General features: G+C 64.2%; 20 protein-coding genes and 1 tRNA gene. 8 read left to right on the top strand and 13 right to left on the bottom strand.

What is annotated here, in order from left to right; genetic code table 11:
- Positions 1-7: 7 nt before the first annotated feature.
- On the top strand, positions 8-463 hold the full coding sequence (locus ACVWYP_RS00295; RefSeq protein ID WP_453946194.1) for a carboxymuconolactone decarboxylase family protein: 456 nt from the start codon (positions 8-10) through the stop codon (positions 461-463).
- Between the two features lie 186 nt (positions 464-649).
- Here ACVWYP_RS00295 and ACVWYP_RS00290 read toward each other — a convergent pair whose 3' ends face one another.
- Positions 650-1,459: an alpha/beta fold hydrolase gene (locus ACVWYP_RS00290; RefSeq protein ID WP_304497316.1), complete on the bottom strand. Its 810-nt coding sequence runs from the start codon at positions 1,457-1,459 to the stop codon at positions 650-652.
- A 144-nt stretch (positions 1,460-1,603) separates the two neighbouring features.
- Between ACVWYP_RS00290 and ACVWYP_RS00285 the strand changes: the two genes are divergently transcribed.
- Positions 1,604-2,146 (top strand): methylated-DNA--[protein]-cysteine S-methyltransferase, encoded by a 543-nt coding sequence (locus ACVWYP_RS00285; protein ID WP_028341914.1) that lies wholly within the window; start codon positions 1,604-1,606, stop codon positions 2,144-2,146.
- A 251-nt stretch (positions 2,147-2,397) separates the two neighbouring features.
- On the opposite strand, the gene ACVWYP_RS00280 is transcribed toward ACVWYP_RS00285, so the two are convergent.
- The 5 genes from ACVWYP_RS00280 to ACVWYP_RS00260 all read right to left on the bottom strand — a co-directional run bounded on the left by ACVWYP_RS00280 (position 2,398) and on the right by ACVWYP_RS00260 (position 6,099).
- Positions 2,398-3,267, bottom strand: a complete 870-nt coding sequence (locus ACVWYP_RS00280) for an MBL fold metallo-hydrolase (RefSeq protein WP_304497315.1) — start codon at positions 3,265-3,267, stop codon at positions 2,398-2,400.
- 73 nt (positions 3,268-3,340) lie between these two features.
- Positions 3,341-3,517: a hypothetical protein gene (locus tag ACVWYP_RS00275; protein ID WP_155258589.1), complete on the bottom strand. Its 177-nt coding sequence runs from the start codon at positions 3,515-3,517 to the stop codon at positions 3,341-3,343.
- Positions 3,518-3,538: 21 nt separating this feature from the next.
- Entirely contained in the window at positions 3,539-4,153 is a 615-nt protein-coding gene (locus ACVWYP_RS00270; RefSeq protein ID WP_038385276.1) for a glutathione S-transferase family protein, read from the bottom strand.
- Between the two features lie 297 nt (positions 4,154-4,450).
- Positions 4,451-5,293, bottom strand: a complete 843-nt coding sequence (locus ACVWYP_RS00265; RefSeq protein ID WP_026191869.1) for a fumarylacetoacetate hydrolase family protein — start codon at positions 5,291-5,293, stop codon at positions 4,451-4,453.
- Positions 5,294-5,445: 152 nt separating this feature from the next.
- Positions 5,446-6,099 (bottom strand): TetR/AcrR family transcriptional regulator, encoded by a 654-nt coding sequence (locus ACVWYP_RS00260; protein WP_304497314.1) that lies wholly within the window; start codon positions 6,097-6,099, stop codon positions 5,446-5,448.
- Positions 6,100-6,256: 157 nt separating this feature from the next.
- Between ACVWYP_RS00260 and ACVWYP_RS00255 the strand changes: the two genes are divergently transcribed.
- The gene (locus tag ACVWYP_RS00255) at positions 6,257-6,628 is read left to right on the top strand and encodes a hypothetical protein (protein WP_304497313.1); all 372 of its coding nucleotides are present in this window, start codon (positions 6,257-6,259) and stop codon (positions 6,626-6,628) included.
- A 436-nt stretch (positions 6,629-7,064) separates the two neighbouring features.
- On the opposite strand, the gene ACVWYP_RS00250 is transcribed toward ACVWYP_RS00255, so the two are convergent.
- A complete protein-coding gene (locus tag ACVWYP_RS00250) occupies positions 7,065-7,916 on the bottom strand; it encodes an MBL fold metallo-hydrolase (protein ID WP_304497312.1) in 852 nt (283 codons plus the stop codon).
- Positions 7,917-8,034: 118 nt separating this feature from the next.
- On the opposite strand from ACVWYP_RS00250, the gene ACVWYP_RS00245 reads away from it, so the two are divergent.
- Positions 8,035-8,448: a DUF3775 domain-containing protein gene (locus ACVWYP_RS00245; RefSeq protein WP_304497311.1), complete on the top strand. Its 414-nt coding sequence runs from the start codon at positions 8,035-8,037 to the stop codon at positions 8,446-8,448.
- 212 nt (positions 8,449-8,660) lie between these two features.
- On the opposite strand, the gene ACVWYP_RS00240 is transcribed toward ACVWYP_RS00245, so the two are convergent.
- From ACVWYP_RS00240 to ACVWYP_RS00230, 3 genes are all read right to left on the bottom strand, one after another.
- On the bottom strand, positions 8,661-9,650 hold the full coding sequence (locus tag ACVWYP_RS00240) for an NADPH:quinone reductase (RefSeq protein ID WP_304497310.1): 990 nt from the start codon (positions 9,648-9,650) through the stop codon (positions 8,661-8,663).
- 180 nt (positions 9,651-9,830) lie between these two features.
- Positions 9,831-10,613, bottom strand: a complete 783-nt coding sequence (locus ACVWYP_RS00235) for an SDR family oxidoreductase (RefSeq protein WP_304497309.1) — start codon at positions 10,611-10,613, stop codon at positions 9,831-9,833.
- A 148-nt stretch (positions 10,614-10,761) separates the two neighbouring features.
- Positions 10,762-11,277: a CvpA family protein gene (locus ACVWYP_RS00230; protein ID WP_028341925.1), complete on the bottom strand. Its 516-nt coding sequence runs from the start codon at positions 11,275-11,277 to the stop codon at positions 10,762-10,764.
- Positions 11,278-11,389: 112 nt separating this feature from the next.
- Between ACVWYP_RS00230 and ACVWYP_RS00225 the strand changes: the two genes are divergently transcribed.
- The gene (locus ACVWYP_RS00225; protein WP_304497308.1) at positions 11,390-12,151 is read left to right on the top strand and encodes an SDR family NAD(P)-dependent oxidoreductase; all 762 of its coding nucleotides are present in this window, start codon (positions 11,390-11,392) and stop codon (positions 12,149-12,151) included.
- 449 nt (positions 12,152-12,600) lie between these two features.
- Here the strand turns inward: ACVWYP_RS00225 and ACVWYP_RS00220 are convergent, their stop codons facing one another.
- On the bottom strand, positions 12,601-14,208 hold the full coding sequence (locus ACVWYP_RS00220; protein WP_304497307.1) for a GMC family oxidoreductase: 1,608 nt from the start codon (positions 14,206-14,208) through the stop codon (positions 12,601-12,603).
- 114 nt (positions 14,209-14,322) lie between these two features.
- Positions 14,323-15,756 (bottom strand): coniferyl aldehyde dehydrogenase, encoded by a 1,434-nt coding sequence (locus tag ACVWYP_RS00215; protein ID WP_304497306.1) that lies wholly within the window; start codon positions 15,754-15,756, stop codon positions 14,323-14,325.
- 317 nt (positions 15,757-16,073) lie between these two features.
- Here ACVWYP_RS00215 and ACVWYP_RS00210 point away from each other — a divergent pair.
- A tRNA-Met gene (locus ACVWYP_RS00210) sits at positions 16,074-16,150 on the top strand.
- Here the strand turns inward: ACVWYP_RS00210 and ACVWYP_RS00205 are convergent.
- Entirely contained in the window at positions 16,107-17,765 is a 1,659-nt protein-coding gene (locus tag ACVWYP_RS00205; RefSeq protein ID WP_129964784.1) for a recombinase family protein, read from the bottom strand. The genes ACVWYP_RS00210 and ACVWYP_RS00205 overlap by 44 nt on opposite strands.
- Positions 17,766-18,321: 556 nt before the next feature.
- Here ACVWYP_RS00205 and ACVWYP_RS00200 point away from each other — a divergent pair.
- Entirely contained in the window at positions 18,322-18,624 is a 303-nt protein-coding gene (locus ACVWYP_RS00200) for a hypothetical protein (RefSeq protein ID WP_028343822.1), read from the top strand.
- Positions 18,621-19,070 carry a type II toxin-antitoxin system VapC family toxin gene (locus tag ACVWYP_RS00195; RefSeq protein ID WP_028343823.1) on the top strand — a complete coding sequence of 150 codons (450 nt, stop codon included), beginning with the start codon at positions 18,621-18,623 and terminating at the stop codon, positions 19,068-19,070. Before ACVWYP_RS00200 ends, ACVWYP_RS00195 begins: the two co-directional genes overlap by 4 nt.
- The last annotated feature ends 26 nt before the right edge of the window (positions 19,071-19,096 follow it).

The following is a 19,096-nucleotide window of genomic DNA, read 5'->3' as shown; positions in this document are numbered from 1 at the left end:
TGACATGATGAAAGCCCGCATGAACCACCCGGTGATGGTTGTTCCCGAGGCCATGAAGGCGTTGCAGGCGCTGAGCGAGAGCACCAAGCCGGCATTGCCGGAAAAGCTGCTGGAACTGGTGCATCTGCGCGCCAGCCAGATCAATGGCTGCAGCGTCTGCGTCGACATGCACCCGAAACTCGCCCGGCGCGCCGGCGAGACCGACGAGCGGCTGTTCGCGGTCGGCGCCTGGCGCGACGCGCCTTATTTCACCGAGGCCGAGCGCGCCGCGCTGGCGCTGACCGAAGCGGTGACCCGGCTCAGCGACCGCGAGGATCCGGTGACGGACGCGGTGTGGGACGAGGCGGCCAAGCACTTCGACGAACAGCAGCTCGCGTCCCTGGTGCTGGGCATCGCGGCGATCAACGTCTGGAACCGACTGAACGTCGCCGTGCGCCAGCCGGTCGGTGTCTGGAAGGTGTGAGCTCTTCTCCCTCTCCCCGTTCTTACGGGGTCGAGACGAGCGAAGCTCGCTCTTAGAGGGCGGGGTGAGGGGCTCTCTCCGCGAGTGATGCAAATAGTTAGACCTGTACCCCCTCACCCGGATCGCATCTCGCGATGCGATCCGACCTCTCCCCGCAGGCGGGGCGAGGTGAAGAGGGAGGCACTGCTAGCTCGCCAAGAACTCCAGCACGATCTCGGAGTAGCGCTGCGGCGCCTGCTCGAACATCGGATGCGTGGTGCCCGGGATCATTTCGGTGCGCGAACCCTTCACATGCGCGGCGAGGGCGTGCAGCACCTTCGGCAGCACGCCTTTGGTGTTGGCGCCGCCGATGAACAGCGTCGGTGTCTTGATCGCTTCCGCGTCCGCCTTCGAAAATGGCGGGCGCTGGTCGCGGGTCTGGCCGATCAGCGTGGTCGCATTGTCGCGCAACAGCTGCTTGGAGGTTGCCGGAATCCGCTTCCACGCGCCGGGGCCTTCGAGCGCGTCCATGAATATCTGCAGGCCGCCGTCGATATCGCCTTTGGCGATTTCCGCCGCACAGGCCGCGAAGCGTGCTGCCAGCGGTGAGGGGCCCGGCTTGAAATCTGGATCAAGGGTCTCGTCGAGCTCGCCGCCCGGCTCGGCGAGGATCAGCTTGCGCAACAGGTCGGGCCGCCGCTGCGCGGCGCGGAAGCAGATATGACCGCCGCGGGAATGCCCCATCAGGTCGACCGGTCTGGTGTCGAAGGCCTCGATGAAGCCGATCACATCATCGACATGCTGCGCGATCGAATAGGTGTCGCCAACGCCGTCCCACCGCGCCGGGAAGAAATGCCGCAGGCTGACCGCGATCACGCGGTGCCGGCGCGTCAGCGGGCCGAGCACCGCCGACCAGATCCGGAAGTCGCACAGCGAACCGTGCACGCAGACCAGCGGCGGGCCCTCTCCGACATCAAGATAGGGCATATCGAAACCGTTGACGTGGAGGCTGTGCATTTTGGGCTCGCGGAGAGGAGGTAGATGTTGTTGATTTGACCGAAGTTCCCACGGAATTCGGGTGGATAGCAACATTCTCCAAGCCTAGATTCCGGATCAACAGCAAGCTCACGCGAGAGCTGAAGGGAACATCTGGAGCGAGCCATGACCGGCCAGCATTTTGCAATCTTCGAGACCATGATCGGCGCCTGCGGCGTCGTCTGGGGCGAGCACGGCGTTACCGGCGTGCAGCTGCCGATGGGCACCGAGGAGAAGACCCGCAAGCGGATCTTTCAGCGCAACGGCGAGGTCACCGAGGCGGCGCCGCCGGCGGAGGTGCAGCACGCGATCGATGGCATGATCGAGCTGCTCGCCGGCAAGCCGAACGACCTTGCCGACATCGTGCTCGATCTCGACGGCGTGCCGGAATTCAACCGCGGCGTCTACGACATCGCGCGGAAAATTCCGCCCGGCAAGACCATGACCTATGGCGACATCGCCAAGCAGCTCGGCGGCGTCGAGCTGTCGCGTGACGTCGGCCAGGCGCTCGGCCGCAACCCGTGCCCGATCGTGGTGCCCTGCCACCGCGTGCTGGCGGCGGGCAACAAGCCGGGCGGCTTCTCGGCCAATGGCGGCGTGGTCACCAAGCTGAAGATGCTGCAGATCGAAGGCGCGATCGTGAACCACACGCCGAGTTTGTTTGATTGATCTTCTCCCTCTCCCCGTTCTTTACGGGGTCGAGACGAGCGAAGCTCGCTCTTAGAGGGTTGGGGTGAGGGGCTCTCTCCGCGAGGAGGTGTAAGCCGAGAGACCTGTACCCCCCTCACCCGGATAGCATTTTGCTTCGCTGCATGCGACATAGCCGAAACTCCGTTTCGGCGTTCTTCAAGACGGCCGCTGAAAGCGGCCTGTGCCTCTCCCCGCAGGCGGGGCGAGGTAAGCGCAGCAGGAGGCGCTAGCTACACCGTCTCGCACACAAACCCGTTGCCCTTCCGCCTGATCTTGCCAATCGACGGCGAAGGGAAATGCGCCGGGCAGCACAGCGTGTCGGTGTCGCAATAACGCTCCAGGAAACCGCGCCGCGTCTTCGCGGCTTGCGCCTGGTCGACATCGAACTTCGCCGACAGCTCCGGATAATGCGTCTGGATCGGCGAGTGCATCAGATCGCCCGAAAAGACCGCAGCGTCCTTGCCGCGGCCGAAGGCGAAGGCGACGTGGCCCGGCGTGTGGCCGGGCGTCGGCAGGATGCGGGCGTGGTCGCCGATCGCAAAGTCATGGCCGACGATCTCGGCGCGCTTGGCCTCGACCACCGGCAGCACGCTGTCCACGAAAGGCGGGACCTCCGCCTTCGCGTTGCTCTCGGTCCAGTAGTCGAACTCGGCCTTGTCGAACACGTAGCGCGCGTTTGGAAAGGTCGGCACCCAGCGGCCGTTCTCCAGTCGCGTGTTCCAGCCGACGTGATCGACATGCAGATGCGTGCACATCACATAGTCGATGTCACCGACGGAGAAGCCGGCTGACGCCAGACTGCGCAGATAGTTGTCGTCGGTCTTCATGTTCCATTTCGGCCGCGCCGGCCGCGGCTTGTCGTTGCCGATGCAGCTGTCGATCAGGATGGTGTGGTGCGGCGTCTTCACGACATAGGACTGGAACGCCAGGATCAAGGTGTCGCTGTCGTCGAGCGCGCCGGTGGCCTGCATCCAGCCGCGGTTCTCGGCGAGGACTTCCGGCGTCAGCCCGGGCAGCATGTCGTGCGCGGGCAGGAACGTCGTCTCCTGCTCGACGATGCGATGAATGGTGAGATCGCCGGCGGCAAACTTCAGGCTCATGGTGATTCCTTGGCGTTGGTGTTTTCGAGCGAAGTGGAGTCCGGTTCGCGTGAAGAAGACGCGAAAAAAGATTCTAGTGCGCGTCGCGCACGGCGGGAATGATGATGTTGGCGAGGATATCCATCGCCGCAAGGCCTTCCTTCGGCAGCCCGGTACGGCCGTCGTCGGCCCTCACATCAGTGCCCAGGACGGTCAACGCGAGCACAAGGCTCGCGCCGAAGAAATGGAAGAGGGGGAAGCGATCGCGCATCTTGCTTTCCCCCTGCCTTGGCTACGCCGCCGGCGGCGCCGAGATCTTCACCGACGGCCGCTCCAGCATTTTCTGGTAGAAGGCGTCGAGCTTGGGATAGGCCTTGCGCCAGCCGCAATCGGCGAAGCGGAAATCGGCATAGCCGAGCACGCAAACGAGGCCGATCTGCGCGATGTCGAACGACGAGCCGTTCAGCACGTCCGGCCGGTTCTCGAACCGCGCCATGCCGGCCCAGGCCCTATTCCAGTGATCGTCGTGCCAGGCCTGCCACAGCGAGCCCTGCGGCCGCACCATCTTCTCGTAGCGGCACAGCAGCATGGAATCGAGCATGCCGTTGAGCAGGGAGTGATCGGTCTTCAGCTTCCAGCGCCGCGGGCCGTAGCCCGGGATCAGCCGGCCGCCGCCGAGCTCGTTGAGATATTCGACGATGACATAGGAATCGAGGATGACGTCGCCGTGGTCGAGGATCAGCACCGGCAGCTTCTTCAGCGGTGAGATCTTGGAATATTCGTCGTTGGCCGTGCCGGGCGCGACGGTCGCCGGCACCAGCTCGATCTTGTCGATCAGGCCAAGCTCGATCGCCGCGATGCGCACCTTGCGGGCGAACGGAGAGGCGGGAGAGAAGGTGAGTTTCATGAAGATGACCTCGTTTCGCAAACACGGTCGTCATCCTGAGAGACCGTGAATGTATGACTCTCGATGACGCAACGTGCTCGATGTCGTCCCGGCCTAGTGCGCAATTGCGCAAGGGAGCCGGGACCCATAACCACCGAAGGTCATTGTTGCGCGACGCTGGGGCCACAGCCTTCTAACAACTCAACCCTGTGGTTATGGGTCCCGGCTTTCGCCGGGACGACGAGGGGAGAGATTGCGCTGTATCCCCGTCATCCCGCGCAACGGCAAAGCCGTTGCGCGGGATGACGATCCCGTAAACTACGCCCCAACGATTTCCTGGCGCTGCTCGCCGAGGCCTTCGATGCCGAGCGTCACGACATCGCCGACATTGAGGTATTGCGGCGGCTTCATGCCGGTGCCGACGCCGGGCGGGGTGCCTGTCGTGACGATGTCGCCGGGCAGCAGCGTCATGAACTGCGAGACGTAGGAGATGCACTTCGCCATCGTGAAGATCATGGTCGAGGTCGTGCCGGTCTGACGGCGCTGGCCGTTGACGTCGAGCCACATCGACAGCTTCTGCACGTCGGCGATTTCGTCCTTGGTGGCGAGCCACGGGCCGACCGGGCCGAACGTGTCGTGCGACTTGCCCTTGGTCCACTGGCCGAGGCGTTCGATCTGGAAGTTGCGCTCGGAGACGTCGTTGCAGATGCAGTAGCCGGCGACGTGGTTCAGCGCGTCGGCCTCCGAGACGTATTTGGCGCGGGTGCCGATGATGGCGGCGATCTCGACTTCCCAGTCGAGCTTGGTCGAACCGCGCGGCTTCTCGACCGGATCGTTGGGGCCGGACAGCGCGGTATTGGCCTTCAGGAAGAAGATCGGCTCGGACGGGATCGGGTTGCCGGTTTCCTTGGCGTGGTCGGAGTAGTTCAGGCCGATCGCGACGAATTTGGAGATGCCGGTGACGGGGGCGCCGAAGCGCGGCTTGCCGGCGACGGCGGGCAGGGAGGCAGGATCGAGGGCAGCAAGCTTCTTCAGCGACTCCGGCGTGTAGGCATCGCCGGTCAGGTCCTTCAGATGGGCCGAGAGGTCGCGGAGCTGGCCGGATTTGTCGATGAGACCGGGCTTTTCCGCACCCTTTTCGCCATAACGAACAAGCTTCATGTTGATCACTCCCTACGATGTCCTGAGGATTGTTACTGGTATACCTCGACACGCTTCATGGAACAGCGCGCCGGGAAATTCAACCGCTTCACAGCCATGGCATTGCAGCCATCACCTTCCGGGGTGGCCGCTTTGAGCCCTTCGATCGTCGGTCATGATCGCGGATGGGGCGCCGCCAGCATCCGCGTGAACATCTCTTCCAGCAGCCGGCACGGTGGCTCGGGATCGCGCGTGCCCGCGACGATCGCATCGTCGGCCACGGCATGCATCCCGTCGAACACGATCAGCGCCGCGCTGCGGGCGTCCGGGAAAGCCCAGACGCCGGCTGTCCTGCCATCCTCCAGCACGGCGACGACCTGGGCGATCACGTCGTCCTTTTCTTGCGACTGCCGCTGATGATGCGGGAAGTCGTGAAACACGACGTCATGCAGCTCGACATTGGCGAGATAGGTTCCGACGGCACCGCGCAGCCAGGCCGACAGCCGTCCGGGATGATCGTCCGCGGCGCGCTCGGCGATCGCCGCCGCCACCCGGGCGAGGAAGTCCTGCGCGAAGCGCGTACGCAGGGCGATGATCACATCCGCCTTGGTCGCGAAGTAATGGTAGAAGGTGCCCTTCGCGACGCCGGCCCGGGCGGCGATGTCGTCGATCGTGGTGGCCTCGATGCCCTTCGCGATGAAGAGGGCCGCCGCAGCCGACATCAGGTCGTCGACCCTGACCTCGGCGGGCTGGGTCCGTCTCCAGCGTTGCGCCGCGCCGCGCGTGGCTGCTGCCTGCCGCTTCCCGATCATACCGTCAGCATCCATCCGTACCTGATATCCGATTCTTGGATCGCATATTTAGAATGACTTTGAAATGGCTTAGATACATTGACCGACCGTCAGTCGATAGATATTTCTGCCGGCGGCCGTCCGGGTCTGCGCGATCGGCACGGTCTGGCGTCGTCATCATGAGGAAGCTTCCATGAAATTCTTTCGCGAGGCCGAGCCCGGCATCTTCATCGCAACCGGCCGTCTGCAGACCGAGCAGGACGGCTGCGACTGGACCGCGGAATACAGCGAGCTGCTTGCCGCGGACCGTCCGATTGCCGTGATCGTCAACGTCAACGATCAGCCGGAGGTCGCCGCCGGCAAGCCGATGGTGCTGTGGATGAAGGCGCGCAAGGCCGAGCTCGGCCGGTTGATCCGGGTCACCATCTATATCGCCGATGACGAGGAGGAGCGCGCCGAGCTCGAGCGCAATCTTCCCGGACGGGCCAAGGCCTTGCCCTATCCGGCCGCGATCGCCGCCAGCGAGGCGGACGCGCTCTTCCTCGCGCGCGCCAGTTTGATCTAGGAAACGAGGCTGGATAAAACTGCGCTCCCTCTCCCGCTAGCGGGCAGGGCTATCGCATTTCGTGGCGGTGCCCTCGTGGCCATCCTTCGAGACGCCCGCCTTCGGCGGGCTCTTCAGGATGAGGTCTTGTTTTGCGGCACAACAGTAGACCCTCATGGTGAGGAGCGCCGCTTGCGGCGCGTCTCGAACCACGAGGCCCAGCACTTGCGCGGTCGCCAAGGGGCATATGCGATAGCCCTGCGCTTGCGGGGGAAGGCTGGGGTGGGTCTCGCCGCGAGTCACCTGGTGGAGAGAGCCTCCACCCGCCGCGCTCTGGCGCGCAAGTGCGCTGCCGAGCGCGTCGACCTAAGAGCGAGCTTCGCTCGTCTCGACCCCGCAAGCGGGAGAGGTGCAGCGAATCTGTTGCGACACTGATTCAACCGAGAAACATCACGCTCTATGCCTCCAGCGCGATGAACCTGAACGCGTCGCCATCACGTCTGATGTGGCCGGCGTTGAAATGCCCGCCGATCACCAGCGTCGGCGTGTCGGCAAAGCGCGAGAACAATTCGCGCCGCGTCGCGGCCGATTGCTTCTGGTCGGAGTCCGCGGTCGACGACCAGTCGAGGTGGTACATCTGACAGGGATGATGCGCGACATCGCCGGTCAAGAGGCCTTCCTCGCCGCCGGACCTGATGTGGATGCTCATATGGCCGGGGCTGTGACCTGGCGTCGGGATCAGCGTGATCTCCTCGGTCAGGCGGTGGTCGCTCGACACCAGCTCCGCTTTGCCGGCATCCGCGATCGGCTTCACCGAATCGGCGAACACAGCGGCATGCGCGGGATCGTCGCTATGGTCACGCCAGTGCTCGTATTCGGTCTTGCCGAACACGTAGCGCGCATTGGCGAAGGTCGGCACCCATTTGCCGCCGACGAGTTTTGTGTTCCAGCCGACATGGTCGACGTGCAGATGCGTGCACAGCACGGTGTCGATGGTGTCGGGCGCAAATCCGGTCGCGGCCAGTTTTTCCAGGAACGGATCGCTGCGGTTGTTCCAGGTCGGCACATTGCGGCCCTGCTTGTCGTTGCCGAGCCCGGTGTCGACGATGATGCGGTGCTCCGGCGTCTCCACCAGCAGCGAATGGATCGACATTTTCAGCCGGCCCTCCTCATTGGCGAAATGCGGGATCAGCCAGGGCAGGCTCTGGATCTCCTCCCGGCCGGCCAGCGGCAGGATGAAGCGGGTGCTGCCGACGGTCTCGAGCTCGACGACCTTTGTGATTTTGACCTTGCCTACGGTCCAGTGCATGCGGCGTGCCCTCCGTTTCTTGTTGCTCTTGCCGGACCATGCGGGTTTCCGCGCGCCGGCGCAATGGATCAAGTCGGCGCCTCCCGCGTTACCGCCTCGTTGGAAGAAGGAGTGTGCAATGCCGGAACTCGCAATCTCCCCTGAAAAAGTTGGCTTCTTGATCGAGAAGGCGCGGGAATTCGATGTCAAGGAAGGGATCGTCGATCCCGACTCCGGCTCGAACGGCGCCGACGACGAGATGATCGACGTGCTGGAGGACGACGGCAACGATCCGGTGGCGCGCGAGATCACCGGCTTCATCAACGCGCTCAGCGAGGACGAGCAGGTCGACCTCGTCGCCTTGATGCGGCTCGGCCGCGGCGACGGCACGATCGAGGAATGGGCTGATCTCCGCCGCGAGGCCGCGCGCGGACGCAACGGCCGTACCGCGAGCTATCTGCTGGGCGAGCCCATGCTCGGCGATTTCCTCGCCGAAGGGCTCGACGAGTTCGGCCTGTCGCCGAGTGACGAGCGCATCACGCCGATCCAGTAGGTAGTAGAAGCGTGCTGTTCTCCTTACCTCGCCCCGCTTGCGGGGAGAGGTCGGAATTCAAGCGAAGCTTGAATTCCGGGTGAGGGGGCCTCCGCAGTCTTTGTCTTCACCGCCTTTGCGGTGACGGCCCCTCACCCCGACCCTCTAAGAGCGAGCTTCGCTCGTCTCGACCCCGTAAGAACGGGGAGAGGGAGAAGGAAAACATTCGCTTGCTAACGCGCGCAGTCGACGATCACGGTGCCGATCTTGTCGCCCTTCTCGACGGCGAGATGGGCGTCGGCGGTCTCGGCGAGCGCGAATTGCCCGGCGATATTGTGCACGCGGGTACCCGACGCCAGCCATTGGGTGATGTCGGCCTGCGCGGCCGCGAGCAGCGGCGGCGGCAGCGCGAACAGCACCAGCGACCGCACGGTGATGCATTTCTCCATCAATTCGCGCACCGGCAGTGTCGGCGTGCGGTTGCCGTTGGTGGCGTAGACCGCGATCGTCGAGTTCATCGCCATGATCTTCAGCGTGGTCGCGAGATTGCCGCCGAAATCGACGTCGATCACGCGGTCGACACCGCGGTTCTCGGTGAAGGCCATCACCTTCGAGACGACGTCCTCGGTCCGGTAATTGACGACGGTGTCGGCGCCGGCGAGCCGTGCCTCGACGTCCTTGACCTGCGAACTGACGGTCGCAATCACGCGCGCGCCGCCCCATTTTGCCAATTGCACGGCGTAGTGACCGACCGCGCCGGCGCCGCCGGTGACCAGCATCGTCTGCCCCGAGATCGGGCCGTCCGCGAACAGCGCGCACCACGCGGTCATGCAGGGGATGCCGAGCGTAGCGCCGGCCGCGAACGACACGTCCTGCGGCAGCGGCGTCACCAGATAGTCGGCCAGCGTGATGTATTCGGCCGCGGTGCCGAAGGCGCGGCCATTGCGCTGGCCGTTGAACAGCCAGACGCGATCACCGACCGCAAAGCGGGTGACGCCTTCGCCGACCTGGTCGATGATCCCGGCGCCGTCGCTGTTCGGGATCACGCGCGGGAATTCCATCGCGCGATAATTGCCGCTGCGGCGGCCGACATCGGCCGGGTTGACGCCGGACGCCTCGAGGCGAACCCGGACTTCGCCGGGACCGGCTTCCGGCGTCGGCATCTCGCCGACGGTGAGCACCGTCGGCGCCGCACCGGTCCGTTCGTACCAGACCGCTCTCATCTAGCGTCCCTTTTCCGAAGTTCGTGAACTCGTCCAGCGACCTCTTGCGCGAACTGCGGAAAGCAAGAGGGCGCTGGCAAGAGTCATAGGTCTCTGTGCCGCTTGACCGATTTGAAGCTCCCAATCGGTCTCGCCGCATATAGTGCAGGAGCTTAGTGCAGGAGCTTCAAATCGGCGGCACTAGAGGGTGCCCGGGAAGGCGCCGCCATCGAGCAGCAGGTTCTGCCCGGTGATGAAGCCGGCCTTGGCGCCGCACAGGAATGCGCAGGCATAGCCGAATTCGTCGGGATCGCCGAAGCGGCCGGCGGGGTTCAGCTTGGCGCGCTCGGCCAGGACCTGCTCGGCCGAGATGCCGCGCTTCTCGGCCTCGGGCTTCGCGGTGCCGCGCAGGCGGTCGGTCTCGAACGGGCCCGGCAGCAGGCCGTTGATGGTGACGTTGTTGATGACGGTCTTGCGCGACAGGCCGGCGACGAAGCCGGTGAGGCCGGCGCGGGCGCCGTTGGACAGGCCGAGGATCTCGATCGGTGCCTTCACCGCGGCCGAAGTGATGTTGACGATGCGGCCGAACTTGCGCGCCATCATGCCGTCGACGGTGGCCTTGATCAGCTCGATCGGCGTCAGCATGTTGGCGTCGATCGCCTTGATCCAGTCGTCGCGGGTCCAGTTGCGGAAATCGCCCGGCGGCGGGCCGCCGGCATTGTTGATCAGGATGTCCGGATCGGGGCAGGCCTTGAGCACGGCTTCGCGCCCGGCCGGGGTCGTGATGTCGCCGACGATCTCGGTGACGGTGACGCCGGGGTGGGCTTTGCGGATTTCGGCGGCGGTCTGCTTCAGCGCCTCGGCGCCGCGCGCCGTCAGGGTGACATGCACCCCCTCATTGGCGAGCGCGATCGCGCAGGCGCGGCCCAGTCCCTTGCTCGATGCGCAGACGATGGCGCGGCGGCCTTTGATTCCAAGATCCACGGTTCACTCCCTGTCATGTCGGGTAGGTTTGTAAAGGTTTGATGGCGGCATTCTAGCCAAGCTCGGCGGCGCCGATAAGGGACGTGCAATGCATAAGTGCATGCCGGGCAGGAACAGGCGGGTGAGCACGTTGGCGCAGGGCAGGAGGCTAGATGCGTTGCTCGCGCCGCAGCCGCTCGATCGCCATGGTGGCTTCGGGCGGCAGCGAGCGGAATCCGGCCTGTCCGGCCGCGGAGAACAACGGCCGCAATTGCGATCCATTGAGGAACTGCGGCTGCCTGGCGAGCGGCACCAGCTGATCGAACACCAGTACCAGCGTGGTCACGACGAGACCGACCCTGATGGCGCCGAGCAGCGCGCCGCCGAGGCGGTCGCCGATCCCGATCTCCGAGCCGATGGTGTCGTCGAGCATCGTCCGCGCCATCTTTCCGAGGATGACGCCGATCAGGAGGAAGAGGCCGAACAGCAGCACGCCATTGGGCGGAAACGGCGACGACGGCAGCGTCGCGATGTGGGGCCCGATCATCGCCAGCGCGGCGACCGCGAGCGGCATGGCGACGAGATAGGCCAGGATGGTGACCGCGCTGCGCAACAGGCCGGTCGTGAAGCCGGTCACCACCGCGAACACCAATCCGACGATGATGGCAAGGTCGAAGAGGTTCATGGATTAAGGAATTCCCTGCCCCAATCTCCTACTGTCCCCTGGTTGAGCAAACCTGCTTACATCAGGGACAATTGTCGCTATCACTCGTCCGCTTCAATCCGGGAACCTGTCGATGTCCGACCTATTCGATGTCAGTAAAGAAATCATCCTCATCACCGGCGCCTCGCAGGGGCTCGGGCGACAATTCGCCCGCGTGCTGGCGGCGCATGGCGCTGCGGTGGTGCTGGCCGCGCGCCAGGTCGCGAAGCTGAAAAGCCTCGAGGAGGAGATCAAGGCCAAGGGCGGCCGCGCCGCCGCAGTGCAGATGGACGTCGCGGAAATTTCCGGCATTGCGAAGGCGCTCGACGCCGCTGAAGCCGCGCTCGGTCCGGTCACGGTGCTGATCAACAATGCCGGCATCGCAATCGAGAAACTGTCGACCGAGCAGACCGAGGCGGATTGGGACGCCGTGATTGGTGCGAATCTGAAGGGCGCCTACTTCCTCGCCACCGAACTTGCGCGGCGCATGATGGCGCGCAAGCAACCGGGCAATATCATCAACGTCGCATCCGTGCTCGGACAGGGCGTGCTCAAGGCAGTGTCGCCCTATGCGATCTCCAAGGCCGGCATGATCCAGGGCACCAAGGCAATGGCGCTGGAGCTCGCCGGCAACAACATCCGCGTCAACGCGCTGGCGCCGGGCTATATCGACACCGAGATGAACCATGATTTCTGGTCGACGCCAGCGGGCGAGCGGCTTGCCAAGCGCATTCCACAGCGCCGGGTCGGCGCCGAGTCCGATCTTGACGGCGCGATCATGCTGCTGGCCTCGAACGCCTCGCGCTACATGACCGGGACGGTGGTGACCGTGGATGGCGGGTTTCTGCTGAACTAGCTTTGTAGCCCGGATGAAGCGCAGCGAAATCCGGGGAGCATGCGTGAAGGTCCCGGATTACGCTTCGCTCCATCGGGCTACGATTGCAACGGATCCGCGTATATCGTCGTCCACCGCCGTCATCGCCCGGCCTGTGCGCAATTGCGCACATGGACCGGGCGATCCAGTACGCCGCGGCCGCTCGGCTCAAGCACTGCGGTCTCTGGAATACTGGATCACCCGCATGCGCGGATGATGACACGGAGCAAGCTGAGGGCGTCTGCGCAATTTTCGGGATAATAGAATAATGCCGCTGATTTGCCCGACGAGTCAAGTCGCCGTGTCGAAGCCGGCAGCCCCGGCTCCTTTGCATGGGGTTGTTTTCGATATTTTGGCAGTGCGGCCCTGCGACGGCAGCCTCACAGGGTGGGCAAAGGCGCTCTTTCGCCGTGGCCACCCTACGCATCTGGTCACCCCGCCCGCATCTCCGCCCCGATCATGTCCGCCGCCTTCTCGCCGATCATGATGGTCGGTGCGTTGGTGTTGCCGCCGATCAGGGTCGGCATGATCGAGGCGTCGACCACGCGCAGGCCTTCGAGTCCGTGCACGCGCAGCTTCGGATCGACCACCGCAAGCGGATCGCCGGTGCCCATCTTGCAGGTGCCGACCGGATGATAGACCGTGTCGACGCGCTCGCGCAGGATGCTGCGGATGTCGTCGTCGGTGCGGACGTTGGATGTGAATACATCCTTCTGCTGCAGGGCGCGCAGCGCCGGCGCTTCCATCAGCCGCCGTGTGGTCTTGTAGCCCGCCACCATCGATTCGAGATCGTCTTCCTCGCCGAGGAAGTTCGGGTCGATCAGCGGCGCCTGCATCGGGTCACTGCCGGCCAGCGCGACGCTGCCGCGGCTCTTCGGCCGGAGCAGGCAGACATGGCAGGAGAAGCCGGTGCCGCCGTGGCGCTTGCGGCCGTGGTCGTCGACCATCGCCATGCCGAAATGCAGCTGGATGTCGGGGATGTCGAGATCGGGCCGCGTCTTCAGGAAGCCGCCGCATTCGGCGAAGTTCGAGGTGAGGGGACCGCGGCGTTCCCGTCGATACTGCATGATGGCGCGGACGAGCCGCGGCATGCCCTTCAGCGAGAGGCCGGCGAAGTTCGGATTGTCGGACATGTAGCCGAAGATGAAGTCCGGATGGTCCTGCAGATTCTGTCCGACGCCGGCCAGGTGATGCACGCTGGCGAGACCATGCTTGCCGAGCGCTGCGGCATCGCCGACGCCCGACAGCATCAACAGCTGCGGCGACTGGAACGCGCCGGCGGCAAGCAGGACTTCGCGCCGCGCGCGGAGTTGCTTCAGCTCCTTGCCCTGCCGGTATTCGACGCCGACCGCGCGCTTGCCCTCGAACAGGATGCGCGTTGCGTGCGCATTGGTCTCGACGCGCAGATTGGCGCGCCTGCCGATATGCGGATGCACATAGGCGCGCGCCGCGCTCCAGCGCTCGCCGTTGCGTTGGGTCACCTGGTAGATGCCGAGGCCCTCATGGTCCTCGGCATTGAAATCCTCGCGGATGCGGAATTGCGCCTCCTGCGCCGCCTGCAGGAAGGTCTGCTGGATCGGATTGCCGGAGCGCAGCTTGTTGACGGCGAGCGGGCCGCCCTTGCCGTGGTACTCGCCGTCGAAATCGGCGTTGTTCTCCGAGCGCTTGAAATAGGGCAGTACGTCGGCGAACGCCCAGCCGGTATTGCCGAGCGCGGCCCAGTGGTCGTAGTCGGCGCGATGGCCGCGGATGTAGACCATGGCATTGATCGCCGAGGAGCCGCCGAGCCCCTTGCCGCGCGGCTGATAGCCGATGCGGCCGTTGAGCCCCTTTTGCGGCACGGTGTTGAAGGCCCAGTTGTTGACGGTGCCCGCAACCATCAGCACCAGTGCGCCGGGCGTGGTGACGACCCAATTGTCATTGGTGCCGCCGGCATCGAGCAGCGCCACCGAGGTCGCCGGATCTTCCGACAGTCGTCCCGCCACCGCGCAGCCGCCGGAACCTGCGCCCACCACCACGAAATCGAATGTGTCAGTCACGAATGTTCCCCCTGGTCTTCGTTTTGCGTCATTGCGAGCGAAGCGAAGCAATCCATCTATCCGTTATGCGGCGCCATGGATTGCTTCGCTGCGCTCGCAAAGACGGTGTGAATCCTACGACAACAACCGCATCAGCTTCTCCAGCCGCGCGATTTTCGCGCCATAGGGCGGATAGAGATCGGCAAGCCGGTTGAACCGCGAGCGGTAGAACACCGGCTTGAACTTGGTCAGCGCCTTGAATCCCCACTCGCCGTGATAGGCGCCGGTGCCGGAGGCGCCGACGCCGCCCATCGGCTGATAGGCCTGCGCGAAGTGGAACAGGCAGTCATTGACGGTGACGCCGCCGGACACCGTACGCGCCAGCACCGCATCGCGGGCGGCGCTGTCGGTGCCGAACCAATACAGCGCCAGCGGGCGATCGCGCCTGTTGACGAAGGCGATCGCCTCCGCCGCATCGCGCACGCCGATGACCGGCAACAGGGGCCCGAAGATCTCCTCCTGCATCACCGTCATGTCCGGCGTCGCGTCGACGATTACGGTCGGCGGAAATTTGCGCCTCGCCTTCCACTCGCGGTCGTTCGGCGCTGCCGGCTGCATGATGGTCGCGCCTTTCGCGGCGGCGTCGGACACCAGCCCCTCGAGCCGCGCATAGTGCCGATCCGAGACGATCGACGTGTAATCGGCGTTATTCGGATCGGTACCGAACATGTGCTGCATGTGACCGTGCAGCCGCATCGCGAAGGGCTGCACCGCGGCCTGCGGCACCAGCGCGTAATCGGGCGCGATGCAGGTCTGGCCGGCATTGAGCAGTTTGCCATAGGCGATGCGCTGCGCGGCTTCATCGATGTCGGCGGAGCCGTCGACGATCACGGGCGATTTGCCGCCGAGCTCGAGCGTCACCGGCGTCAAATTGCGGCCACAGGCTTCGGCCACCAGCCGGCCGACGCGGGTCGAGCCGGTGAAGATCAGATGATCGAACGGCAGCGCGGCAAACGCCCTTGCGATTTCGTCGTCGATATCGGTGACCGCGAGCTCGGTGACGTCGAATTTCTTGGCGATCGCCTCGGTCAGCAGCTCGGCGAAGCGCGGCACCAGCTCGCTCGGCTTGATGATGGCGCGGTTGCCGGCCGCGATCGCGGCGACTGCGGGCGCCAGGGTCAGCTGCAGCGGATAATTCCACGGCGCGATGATGCCGACCACGCCGAGCGGCTGCGGCATCAGCCGGTTCTTGGCCGGCGCGAACTGCACCGTGGTCGGGACCTTCCGCGGCGCCATCCAGCCCTTGAGGTGCCTGGCCGCGTGCTTGATCTCGCCGAGCACCAGCATGGTCTCGGCGATCGCCGTCTCGACGGTGGAGCGGTGGCCGAAATCGGCCGAGATCGCCGCCTCGAATCGCGCCTCATTCTCGGTCAGCGCGGCGCGCAGGCGGCGCAGCCGGTCGAGCCGTGCCTGCAATGTCGGCGCCGGCTCGCCGCGTGACAGCTCGAACTGGCGAAGAAAGGCCTCCTCAAGCGCATGCAGCCCCGGGCTCTTCAATGGCCGGTCCATGGCATTTCCCCCTCGGATGACGTTTTCTTGACGGATTTGTTGCGCGCCAAGCTCCGCTTTTGCGCGCGGTCTGGCAAGGCCCGGTTCCCGGCGGTAAATCCTGCCGGGGCAGCCGGCGATTTCGACGTCACAAAATCCTCAAAAACCCGCATCCGGGGCTTTCCAAACCGGGCTCACGTTGATACATACGCCCCGCACCCGACGGCTTCGGCCCGGGTCGCCTTCTCAGGAAGCCCCCGGACGGATCGATCGGCGCCGTTGAAAAGCGTTGGCCGGCCGGCTCAGGCACCCTTTCTGCAAGGCACGCAACGGTTTAACGCGGGGTGGAGCAGCCCGGTAGCTCGTCAGGCTCATAACCTGAAGGTCATAGGTTCAAATCCTATCCCCGCAACCAACGATTCTTGCGAAAGCAAGGCACCCAAAACCCCGGCCTCCGCAAGGACGTCGGGGTTTTTCTTGTTCGCGGCGAACCGAAGGATCGCAGCCAGGTCGCCGCGCAGCACGATCGCAAGTTCGGCTTCGTTAGGCACGAGCGTCACCTGATCGACCAGCGTCCGGAACAGCTCAGCCGCCTCGGCCGTGCCGTCCGCGCTCAGTAGGCTCTCATAAAGCGCGGCGACCCGCTGGCGGTATATCTCCGCCATGTTCGGATGCAGAAGGGGCGGCGGTTCCTCAGCGTTCGCCAGCAACTCGGTCAGTTCGGCCTTGCGGGCTTCAAGACCACCAATCTTTTCCTTGAGCTGAGCGCCGGGCACACCATCCAGGATGGCTTGGATCGCTCGATCCAAGTCCCGCTGGACGCGCTCCAACTCTTTGCGCTGACTGGTGATGTCTGCGCTGCGCTCAATCCGCAGCCGGTTCACCTCGCGAGTAAATTCGTCGCAGAACTCCTTGAACAGCTCGGGCTCCATCAAGTGTGTCCGGAGGCCGCTAAGCACGGAGGCTTCAAGGGCGTCTCGCCTTATGTTCAGGCGGTTTTCGCAGGTGCCCTTATTCCGCGAGGTCGCGCAGCCAAGCAGATCTTTCGAGATCATCGTATAACCGCCACCACAGCAGCCACACTTCACGAGGCCGGCAAACAGGTGCTTCGGGCGCCGCCGCTCATTCAACGGGTTGTCGCCGGGCTCAGACGCCTCATAAGCGAGCGACTTTTGGCGTGCTTTCACCGCATTCCAAACTTCCTGGTCGATGATACGCATCTCCGGAACCTCCTGAATCACCCACTCGGATTCAGGATTGAGACGCGACACCCGCTTTCCCGTATCCGGGTCTTTCAGATAGCGGAGCCGGTTCCAGACGAGGCGCCCGACATAAAGTTCGTTGTTGAGGATGCCGACGCCGCGCTTCGGGTTGCCATGGATCGTTGACGGCCCCCATTCGGCGTCCTGTGGTCCAGGCACGCCTTCCTTGTTCAGCTCAAATGCAATCGCGCGGGACGACTTGCCGGCAATGTAGTCTGCAAAGATACGGCGTACGACGGCGGCTTCCGCCTCGTTGATCGTCCGATCGCCCCGGATCGGCTCGCCATTTGCCGCGAACTGCTTCACCACGTCATACCCAAAGCAGAGCCCGCCACCGGACTTGCCATCCGCGACGCGGCCGCGCAGCCCACGGCGCGTCTTATCGGCGAGATCCTTCAGGAAGAGGGCGTTCATCGTGCCCTTGAGACCGACGTGCAGATGCGTCACGTCACCCTCCGACAGCGTAACGATACGAACACCGCTGAAGGCCATACGCTTGAACAGTCCGGCGATATCCTCCTGATCGCGGCTCAGGCGATCCATCGCTTCTGCGAGCACGACGACGAATTTGCCGCGCATCGCGTCGCCGATCAGTTCCTGAATGCCGGGACGCAACAGCGACGCGCCAGAGATTGCGCGATCGGTATAGCTGTCGACGACCGTCCAGCCTTGCTTCTCGGCGTGCAGGCGGCACAGCCGCAACTGATCCTCGATTGAAGCGTCTCGCTGATTGTCTGATGAGTAGCGGGCGTAGAGCGCGACTTTCACGAGGCGACCTCCTTACTCCGGAAGGCGGTCTCGCGTCCGGCTATCAGTTTCGGCTCGAACGAAGTCCCGCGCGGCCTGTCGCGCCAGCAGTCGGACCAGATTGACGAGGCGTGGATCGGGTTTTGATGACGAAAGCGCAACCGGTTCGCGGGTCGCGTCAGCGACCACAAGAAGCTGTTCCGCTGTTGTACGTCTCGGTCGCGCCACGATCGCGTCCTTGTCCTAGCGCGGAATACCCCGCTTCGCGACGATGATGCCCAACAACAGCGCGTCGGCAAGGTAAAAATGTATTGCAAGTCAATGGCTTGCGGCGAATCGGAGCGGATTCTGGCGGGTGACAGCGCAGCGGCGGGACGCGGGTCGACCGTCGTCGTAGCCATAATATTTTTGTGATCGCCCCCCTTGGAAGAGGGGCGTCTTGTCATGGTGGCAACCCCCCGCGGCACCCATGCCTTTGAGGGGCCATCTTCATTTGGCGAGACCGATAACAATTCCACCAGCCTTGCACTCCAAAGAAAATACGGTTATATATCTGGATATAGCATGGAGGGACGCGATGAGCAACAGTGCGCAGAAGAGAGCCCTCGAGAATTATCGGTCGCGCCTGACTAAGCGTGGCATCGCGCGGTTCGAGATCCAGGCGCTCGACGCCGACCGCGATCTGCTTCGATCCCTTGCCCGGAAATTGACGGAGGACGGTCCGGAAGCCGGGCAGCTTCGCCGGACCATACGGCAGGCAGTGGCGGGTGAGCCTCCAAAAGCGGGGGGGATTCTCGCCGCGCTGCGTCGCTCACCGATGGTCGGCGCAGATCTCGGCCTCAGCCGCCCGCGAGAAGAGGGGCGTAAGGTCGATCTGTGACGCGCTACCTCCTTGATACCAATATCATCAGCAACATCATAAAGCCGGAGCCGTCGGACTCGCTGCTGGCTTGGATGGGTGCTCAGAAAGACGATGACCTCTTCATTGCTTCGCTTACCGTCGCCGAAATCCGCCGAGGCATCTTAGAGAAACCAAAGGGCAAGAAGCGCAATAGCCTTGAAACTTGGTTCGCAGGCCCCGAAGGTCCGCAAGCGCTGTTCGCTGGCCGCGTGCTGTCGTTCGACGAGAAAGCTGGCCTCGTGTGGGCGCGGCTGATGGCCAACGGCAAAGCCAAAGGCCGTTCGCGAAGCGCGCTAGACACAATCATTGCCGCTGTAGCCGAAGCCAACCAGTGCGTCGTCGTGACCGATAATGAAAAGGACTTCGAGGACATTCAGATCATCAACCCGCTCCGTAGCTCTGGGAGCCAGGAGGTAGGCAGGTGACGATAGCTCGGACGGTCCGGCCGATT

It is taken from the genome of Bradyrhizobium sp. USDA 3262 (assembly GCF_054060035.1).
This window is presented reverse-complemented; position numbering and strand designations above follow the sequence as displayed.